Here is a 9830-nt window from a genome sequence, read left to right as displayed (position 1 = left end):
CGCCGGCCATCGTGTCGGCACCTGCGCCACCGATGAGGACATCAACACCTGCACCGCCCACGAGCGTGTTGTCGAGCGCGTTGCCGGTGCCCGCGAAGGTGCCGCTGCCGCCGTTATTCAGATTTTCGACGTTGGCACCCAGGGTGTAACTCGCGAGCGAGGTCCAGACCGTGTCAATACCCTCACCGCCAAGCTCGGTCACCACGTCCCCAAGGTCGGTGACTTCGTAGATATCGTCGCCAACACCGCCGGTCATGGTGTCGGCACCCGAACCGCCGATGAGAATGTCATTGCCCGCGTCACCATTGAGGATGTCGTTGCCGCCCAAGGCGTTCAGGATGTCGTTGCCATCGCCTCCGCTGGCCACGTCGTCGCCTGCCGTGCCGGTCCATATGTCGACACCGGCGGTACCGACAAACACATCACCGACCACTGTCGTTGCGGCAGAGGTGACCCGCTCAAGCGTGCCGAGGTCATCGACGTAACTCGCGACGACACGCAGTTGCTGACCGACCTGCGCCTGGCCGGGCGTGAAGGTCGTGCCCGTCGCACCGGCGATGTCGGCAAAGATCGTACCGCTCCCCACCTGCCACTGACGGGTAATCACCGAGGTCGTGGTCCCATCGGGGTCGGTGAACGCATCCGTAGCGGTCAAGGCCGAGCCTTCCGTCGGGGTCGTATCGCTGATCAGCACCGTGCCAACCGGTAGGAGGTTGAAGGGGCTGCCGCCGAGCGGCGCAGTTGGCGCGGTCGGCGCCGAGAACACGCTTTCCAGCACGCCGTGGGCGTCCTGATAGACGGCCCTGACGCGCAGCAGCAGTCCCTCCTCAGCCGCGGTCACCGTGAAGGTCGGACCGGTCGCGGTTCCTAGTCCGCCTCCGAGCGCAATACCGATGTCGTCGAAGATACCGGTGCCCGGGTTTGTTTCGACCTGCCATACGAAGGCGATGGGACTGGTGATCGTACCTGCGCTAGCGACATTGTCCGCATCGCTGACGGTGTCGGCCAACACCGTCAACACTTGGCCAACGGCCGGCGTGCCATCGCTGATCCTCAGCAAGCCCACCGGCTCGGCGTTCAAGCCATTGACGAGAACCAGCGACTGATCGGCGAACTGCAGCCGCTCGATACTGCTGAGCCTGTCAGTACCGTCCCGACCAACGACGCTGTCGGTCACGGTGGTCGTGCCGTCGACGTTCGCGATGACGGTGTAGTCGGCCAGAAGGCCGGTGTACAGGGCCGTGTCAAAGGAATGGCCAGGGTTAAGGGGGTCAGGCGCATCCGTCAGGATCTCACGGACGGCGACGAGTTGACCGGGGTTGTAAGTGCCGTTGAGCATGAGCGGCACCAACGGGACCATGCTGTCGAACGTTGCGATCTCCGGACCTGTGCCATCAATGTTCTGCCGCACGCTGATACGTACGTTGAGCCACTTGTCACCGTCGACCAGATCATCGCCACCACCACCTTCGATGATGTCGCTGCCGCCGCCGCCGAGGACGATGTTGCCGGCGCCGAACTGATCGTCTGCCGTGCCCACAATGCCGTCCGGGCCGGCTGCTGCGGTGCCGACGAACGAGCGCAGGCCGTTGACCAGGTCGAAGTTGGTGAGCACGCTGCCCTGAGCACCGGCAGCCGCGATCACGGTGGCATCGGCATCATCGCCACGCAGGATGTCGCTGAAGTGCGACCCCGTCAGACCTTCCACCAGTTGGAACCGAGCCACGGTTGCGGCCAACTCCGGCAGTGGCGGCGCGAGAGCGATCTCGGCGAGGCCCAGGTCGACGGACACGCCGAACGGGTCGTCCTTGAAGCCGGCCCAGTCGTAACCGGAGCCACCCAGGTAGCGGTCCCCCGCGCCGCCGTTGCCGAACATGATGTCGTCGCCACCTTCGGCCATGAATCTGTCGGGCCCGCCCGTGCCGGTGAAGATGTCGTTACCGCGTATCAGGTCGAGCCCGTTCGGGTCGAAATTGTCGCCGGGAGCACCATCGGCGGTTCCCTTCTCGATCCAGTCGTCACCTTCGTTACCCATCAGCTGTTCATCGGCCATGCTGCCCATGATGAAGTCGTCGCCTGCGCCACCGAAGACCTCCGAGGAGTCCTCACCGGTGACGACGAAGTCCTTGCCGAAGCCGCCGAGGTTCAGATTCACGCCGTTGCCACTGTGGATGACGTCGTTGCCGTCGCCGCCATGAATGGTGTCGTCGCCGCCCATGTCGGTGATGATGTCGTCGCCGTCGCCCCCGACGATGAAGTCGTTGCCGTAGCCACCTTCGAGGCGGTCATTGGCACCGTCGCCATAGAGCGTGTCGTCGCCGTCGCCAGAAACGAGAATGTCATTGGCGGCCGAGCCACCGAGCACCACATGGTCTTCGCCGGTGTACTGCAGGTAGTTGGTATCAGGGCCGACCGTCGCAGGGTTGTCCCGAATGACCAGCGGCGTGAGGAGGATGCCGCCGACAGGGTCGGCATTGCCCGGCAGGTTGTCGGCGGCCTCATTGACTAGCGTCAATGGATCGTCGACCAGTATGCCATCCGGACCGGCAATCACACTCGCGTTGAACTGCCTGGCCGGGTCGACCTCCAGGGTAAAGGCCGGAGTCAAGAACATGACGGCTGGGAGGTGGGTCGCATCGGTGTTGGCCATCACCAGTCTCGCGAACGAGTTGTTCTCCAACTCGGTGACGAAGTTAAGCCCCGCGTTGCGTTCCAGGTAGTAGAAGCGGTCGGCGTTCTGCAGCTTCTCCATCTGGTTCTCGAACACGAAGTTGAAGGTCGAGCCGAGCATGCCGCCAAACGGCATTTTTTCCTCGGCGAGGCCGCCGATCCAGAGGTCGATGTTGTCCAGACCGGTAATGGTGACGCCGGTCGGGCCACTCGCCCAGACGCCGGTGCTATTGAGGAAGTCCAGCCGGTCCGCCGGCTCGCCGGCGCCGCCCAACACCAGGAGCGAGGCCGCGGCGCGCTTCCCGTCGAGCGTGGTGGCGCTGGTAATGGAGGCGTGCGTGCCATAGGCGGCGATGAAGTTGATCAGCGATTCCGGGTGCTTCAGGTGTTGCACCAAATCGGCCCAGCTGATGTAGGGCTTCAGGTTGCTGTCGCCGGTCGCGGTGAAGAACTCACGACGCGCCTCGTTCAGGGTCGGAAGGCCGGTATCACGGCCGCGCGCGATGTTGATGGCGGGCAGGTCGAGCGGCAGGCCCAGCAAGTTGTTGCGCACCGCTTCGGTGACGAACTCATCGATCTCGTTACCGACCTGGCGCGTCAAGCCGCGGACGATGGCACCGGCCGCCTGCTCCGGTGTCGGGCCGCTGGCCGCAAACGCCAGCGGATTGAGGAAGGCCTGAATCAGGCCGATCTCGCTGGAGGCGAAGTTAGGGTCCAGCCGGTCGATGGTCTCGGTCAGCATCGAGTGGCCAAGGCGGTAGACCGCGTGCGCGAACTCGGCGACGATCGCCGGGTCGATCTCGGTTTGATAATTCTGGTGTTCGCCAAGGAACGGATCGATGTTCGGCTGAATGGTACGTGCGAACTCTTCGAACACCAGGTGCTGGTACTGCATCTCGGTACCGAATCTCGCCGCCTGGAAGAGGCGCTCTCCGTTCCAGTGCAGGGCAGCGATCTCAGCCGCGGTTGTTGGCAACACCAACAATTGGGCATCGGGCATCAGCCACTGGTTCAGGAAGTTGACATCGTTGGAGGCGATGGCCACATCCTTGGTGTGCTGGACCAGACGGTTGTGTTCCGAGTGGAAAATCGCGTGGACGGTGGTCAGGCCGATGTTCTCGTTGACCCGGCCGTCGCCGGCGATGTAGTGCGCGTCAAGCAGTTCGTTGTCGTAGAAGCCTGCGGCCACCGGGCCTCCGGCAACGAGGTCGGCATCGGCCGTCAGTGGCGCACCGGTCTGGCTGTCCACCGGAACGGCGTTGTGGGCGATATCGATGAGGAACTGGTGGCCGGTGCGTACGGCATTGACCAGGCTGATCGGCGCAGCAGGATTACCCTCGACGAGAACATCATCGGCGGTATCAGCAATACCATCCGCGCCCCTCATCATGACCATCGGGAAGCCGTTCGGGCCCTTGATGAAATTGCCGTAGGCGTCGGTGGCGAGCAGCGGCACGTTGTCGAAGTCGGCATCGGTAAGATTAATGCCAAGCAGATCGCGCGCCTGCGCCTTCACCACTTTCCAGGTGGCCATCCCACCGATTTCGACGTCGTCCGCAGTGCCGAACAGGCCATCGGCGCCCAGGTCACGATTGGTGATCAGCCTGCCGGTCGCCACCGGATCGCCGGCGGCATTGAACTCGTAGGCGCGCAGGAACACCTGGTGCGAAGGGTGCGAGGTGTAGGTCTGGTTCTGGTCAACGAACGGCGTGGTGGTGTTTGAAGCCTCGTGGATGTCGTCGGCGGTGCCGAGGATGCCATCAGGCCCGGGCAGGTTGGTGGCCCGCGTCATCACCATGAAGTTGGTCGGGCTGCCCGGAACGAACAGCGGGTCGTCCGGCTGCAGCGGGATGAACACCGTGCCGCTGCCGCCCTTGGTCACCAGGTCGAGGCCGTGGTCGAAGAACTGACCGAAGAAGGTCATCCAGGGATTGAACGGTGCGGACAGACCCGCGTCCGGCGCCTCGTTAGGCATGAAAAAGGTCTGGAACGTCGTGCCGTCGGTACGGGTTCCAGTAATCACCTGCGCGCCGTCCTTCAAGACATCGTCAACCGTGCCGAGGATACCATCCGGACCGGGATCGAACGTGGCCGCGACCGCTGCCGGGTTGGTGGCGGTGTTGTCGGCGATCAAATTGCTGATGGTGCGCGGCTGCGAGTCGTTCACCAGACCGCTGGTCTGGGCGTAAGAGGTGCCCGCCTCCGCCGTATCGAACTGCGCCGGAACCAGTCGCGGGAAGACCGTGTCGGCTGCACCGAACTCGTTCTGACCCGCCACCAGGTTGTTGAACGACCCGTCGACCGTGCGCAGGCCCAAAGGCAACCGTGCACTCGGCAGCATGCTGAGGAGATCCTCACCGGCCGCATTCCTTTCCGAGATCAGAATCTGGTCGAGAATGAACTGCAGATCGGCCCGGACATAGTGCACACCGGTGCTGGCGACCGGCGTCTCGACCGGCAGCGGGGCTGCCGGTGGCGGAGCAACGCCGGCTACGACCGCTGCGGTTGGAGCAGAGAACGCAGTCTCAAGCACACCATTTTGATCCTTGTAGACGGCCCTGACGCGCAATTCCAGCCCGGCGAGATCCGGGGTCACCCTGAAGGTCGGCCCGGTTATGTGCGCCAATGCTGCGCCCCCGTCCGCAACACGGGTGATGTCCTGAAAGACGCCCGTACCCGGGACTGCTTCGAACTGCCAGTAGAAGGCGATCGGTCCGGTGATGGCACCGCCGGCGTTGTCGGCATCGGTCACGCCGGCAGCCGATACCCTCAGCAGTTGACCCGTGGTCGGCGTAGCGTCCGGGGTGTTGCTGGCAGCATCGAGTATGGTCAGCAAGCCCAGCGGGTCGTTGTTGAGCCCGACCCCGCCTGGCAGGGTGAGCGACTGATCGTTGAACTGCAGCCGCTCGATATTGGTCAGGCGGTCGATGCCGTCGCGCCCGACGACGCTATCGGCCACGGTGGTCACGCCGCCCACAGTGGTGACGGTATAGTCGAGCCGGTTGCCCGTGAACAAGGCCGTGTCAAAGGCGGGGGCATCCGTCAGGACCTCGCGGACGATGACCAACTGACCGGGGTTGAAGGTGCCATCGAGCATGAACGGGATCATGGGTTCCATGCTGTCGAAGGTGGCAATCTCCGGCCCGGTTCCGTCAAGGTTCTGGCGCACGCTGATACGCACATTCAGCCACATGTCACCGTCGATCAGGTCGTCACCGCCGCGGCCTTCGATGATGTCGCTGCCACCACCGCCGAGGAGGATGTTGCCCGCGCCGAACTGATCGTCTGCCGTGCCCAGGATACCGTCCGGGCCGGCTGCAGCCGCGCCAAGAAACGCCCGCAGACCGTTGACCAGGTCAATATTGGTGAGCACGCTGCCTGGGACACCGGCAGTGGCGATCGCGACCGCGTCGGCATCATCGCCGGTCAGCATGTCGCTGAACGCCGACCCCGACAGACCTTCCACCTGGGCGAACTTGGCTTGCACGCCTGCAACTGAAGGCGACAGGGCCGATTGTTCGAAGGTGATGCGGCTCATGTCCACAGTCACGCCGTAAGGATCATCCTTGTAGGTGGTCCAGTCGAAACCGGACATGCCCAACATCTTGTCCTTGGACTCACTGCCGATGAAGATGTCATCGCCGCCTTCACCGATCATTTCATCGAAGCCGCCGTCACCGCTGAAGACGTCGTTGCCGCCGGTCAACTCTGCCAGCAAAGCCAGTGGCAGGTTACCGGCGAAATTGTCGCCGGGGGATCCGTCCTGGGTCCCGACCTCGATCCAGTCGTCGCCATCGCCGCCCATCATTTGTCCGTTCAGCCGGCTGCCGAGCATGAAGTCATCGCCAGCGCCGCCGAAGACCTCCGAAAAGTCCTCGCCGGTGACGAAGAAATCGTTGCCGTCACCGCCGAGTTCGATATTGATGCCGTTGCCGCCGTGGATGACGTCGTTGCCGGCCCCGCCGTGGATGACGTCGTCGCCGCCCATGTCGGTGATGATGTCATCGCCATCGCCACCCTCGATCTCGTCATTGCCGTAGCCGCCTTCGAGGCGATCATTACCGGCGTCGCCCCAGAGCGTGTCGTCGCCGTCGCCAGAGACGAGAATGTCATTGCCGGCGGTGCCGCCGAGCACGACATGGTCTTCGCCGGTGTACTGCAGGTAGTTGGTATCGGGCCCGACCGTGTTGGGGTTGTCGCGAATGACCAGCGGTGTGATCACGACCCCGTTGATCATGGTGCCGCCAGTGGGATCGGTGTTGCCAGGCAGGTCGTCGGCGGTGCCCACAATGCCGTCCAGACCGGCAATCACGCTCCGGTTGAACTGCCTGGCGGGGTCGACCTCGAGAGTAAAGGTCGGGGTCGAGAAGATCAGGCCCGGGAGATGGGTCGCGTCGGTGTTGAGCATCACCATCTTGGCGAACGAGTTGTTCTCGAGCTCACTCAGGAAGTTGAGTCCCTGGGTGCGGTGCAGGTAGTAGAGCCGGTCGCCGTTTTGCAGCTTCTCGAGCTGGTCCTCGAAGACGAAGTTGAAGGTCGAGCCGAGCATGCCGCCGAACGGCATTTTTTCCTCGGCCAGGCCGCCGATCCAGAAGTCGATGGCATCAACGCCGGTAATGGTTGCCCCATTTGCCAGGTTGGCATAGACGCCGGTGCTGTTGAGGAAGTCCAGGCGATCCGCCGGCTCACCGACGCCGCCCAACACCAGGAGCGTGGCCGCTGCGCGTTTCGCGTCGAGCGTGGTGGCGCTGGTAATGGAGGCGTGCGTGCCGTAGGCGGCGATGAAGTTGATCAGCGATTCCGGGTGCTTCAGGTGTTGCACCAAATCCACCCAGCTGGTGTAGGGCTTCAGCTGGCTGTCGCCGGTGCCGGCGTAGAATTCACGGCGCGCCGCGTTCAAGGACGGGATGCCGGTATCGCGGCCGCGCGCGATGTTGAGGGCGGGCAGGTCGAGCGGCAGGCCCAGCAAGTTGTTGCGCACCGCTTCGGTGACGAACTCATCGATCTCGTTGCCGACCTGGCGCGTCAAGCCGCGGACGATGGCGCCGGCCGCCTGCTCCGGGGTCGGGCCGCTGGTCGCAAACGCCAGCGGGTTGAGGAAGGCCTGAATCAGGCCGATCTCGCTGGAGACGAAGTTGGGGTCCAGCCGGTCAATGGTCTCGGTCAGCATCGAGTGGCCGAAGCGAAAGACCGTGTGCGCGAACTCGGCGACGATCGACGGATTGATTGTGTCATCGAAGTCAAGGAAGGCATCGACCTGCGGTTGAATGGTGCGCGCGAACTCTTCGAACACCAGGTGCTGATACTGCATCTCGGTGCCGAATTTCGCCGCCTGGAACAAGCGCTCACCGTTCCAGTTCAAGGTCGACAGATCAGCAGGAACAGACGTGACGGGCGTCAGCAGCCACTGGTTCAGGAACGTCAGGTCGCCGGTGGCCGTTGAGGCGAGGATCGTGTCCTTGGTCTGCTGGACCAGCCGGTTGTGCTCGGAGTGGAAGATGGAGTGGACGGTGGTCAGGCCGATGTTCTCGTTGACCCGGCCGTCGCCGGCGATGTAGTGCGCGTCGAGCAGCTCGTTGTCGTAGAAGCCTGCGGCCACCGGGCCGCCGGCAACGAGGTCGGCATCGGCCGACAGTGGCGCACCGGTCTGGCTGTCCACCGGGCTGGCATTGTGCGCGATGTCGATAAGGAACTGGTGACCGGTGCGGATCGCCAGCGATGCGTCGATCGGCGCCAAGGGATTGCCCTCGACCAAGCCGGTCGTGGTCACGATCTGCGCAAAGCCGTTCGCCCCCCGAATGAAGTTGCCGTACGCGTCGGTCGCCAACAGCGGCAGGTCGAGAACGTCGAGATCGTCGAGATCAATGCCAAGCATGTCGCGCGCCTGCGCCTTCACTACTTTCCAGGTGGCCATGCCGCCGATTTCGACGTCGTCGGCAGTACCGAACAGGCCATCGGCGCCCAGGTCACGGTTGGTGATCAGCTTGCCGGTCGCCACCGGCTTGCCGGCGGCATCGAGTTCATACGCGCGCAGGAACACTTGGTGCGAGGGATGCGAGCTGTAGGTCTGGTTCTGATCGACGAATGGCGTGGTGGTGTTTGAAGCCTCGTGAATGTCGTCGGCGGTGCCGAGGATGCCATCGGGCCCGGGCAGGTTGGTGGCCCGCGTCAACACCATGAAATTGGTCGGGCTACCCGGAACAAACAACGGATCGTCCGGCTGCAGCGGGATGAACACCGTGCCGCTGCCGCCCTTGGTCACCAGGTCGAGGCCATGGTCGAAGAACTGACCGAAGAAGGTCATCCACGAGTTGAACGGCGCGGACAGGCCCGCGTCCGGCGCCACGTTAGGCATGAAAAAGGTCTGGAAAGTCGTGCCGTCGGTACGGGTTCCAGTAACGACCTGCGCACCGGCCTTCAAGACATCGTCAACCGTGCCGAGGATGCCATCCAGACCGGGATCGAACGTGGCCGCGACCGCCGCCGGGTTGGTGGCGGTATCGTTGACGATCAGGTTGCTGATGGTGCGTGGCTGCGAGTCGATCACCAGGCCGCTGGTCTGGGTGTATGAGGTGCCCGCCTCAGCCGGGCGGAAGACTGGAGTGGTCAAGCGCGGGAAAATGTTGTCGGCTGCGCCGAACTCGCTCTGACCCAGTCTCAGGTTGTTAAACGTTCCGTCGACCGTGCGCAGACCGAAAGCAAATTCCGGGTTCGGTAACAGGCTGGCGAGCGACTGGCCAGCAGTATCCGCTTCAGCGATGAAAATCTGCTGGAGAATGAACTCCAGGTCCGATTTGTTGAAATTGGCCATTTTGGAATGCCCTCGATCTGTCTGGGTAAAAGCGCGGGACGAGAAAACCCTCCCGCGCCAAGTCAAGTGCTGGCTTGCGCAGTTTGTTGGTCATGTTTTTTTTGCGAGAGCTCTGGCGTTACCCGGGACCCGGGATACGCGCCTGGAATTCGCGAAATGAATTGCTCGCCGGGCGATCAGGCAGAGCGGATTCGAGCCATGGGCGGGCCATGGAATCTGGAAGTGAAGACGAACGTCCTGGACAGCTCCTTCCCTGCGCAAAAGCACGAAATGATCGACATGACTCTGCTCCTCTCAGGAGAATCACCGCGCCTTGCGTTGCCAAAACGATGGCAAGCTTCAGGCGGGC

At 63.3% G+C, this 9830-nt stretch carries 1 protein-coding gene; it reads right to left on the bottom strand.

All coding sequences use genetic code 11. From position 1 onward, the window contains the following. Positions 1–9481, bottom strand: a 9481-nt coding sequence (locus PMI29_RS07360) for a peroxidase family protein (protein ID WP_008001585.1), incomplete at its 3' end; no start/stop codon positions are given. Between the last annotated feature and the right edge of the window lie 349 nt (positions 9482–9830).

Source organism: Pseudomonas sp. GM49, assembly GCF_000282355.1.
Taxonomy (GTDB): Bacteria; Pseudomonadota; Gammaproteobacteria; order Pseudomonadales; family Pseudomonadaceae; genus Aquipseudomonas.
The sequence above is the reverse complement of the archived record's forward strand: the minus strand, read 5'-3'. Positions and strand labels throughout refer to the sequence as shown.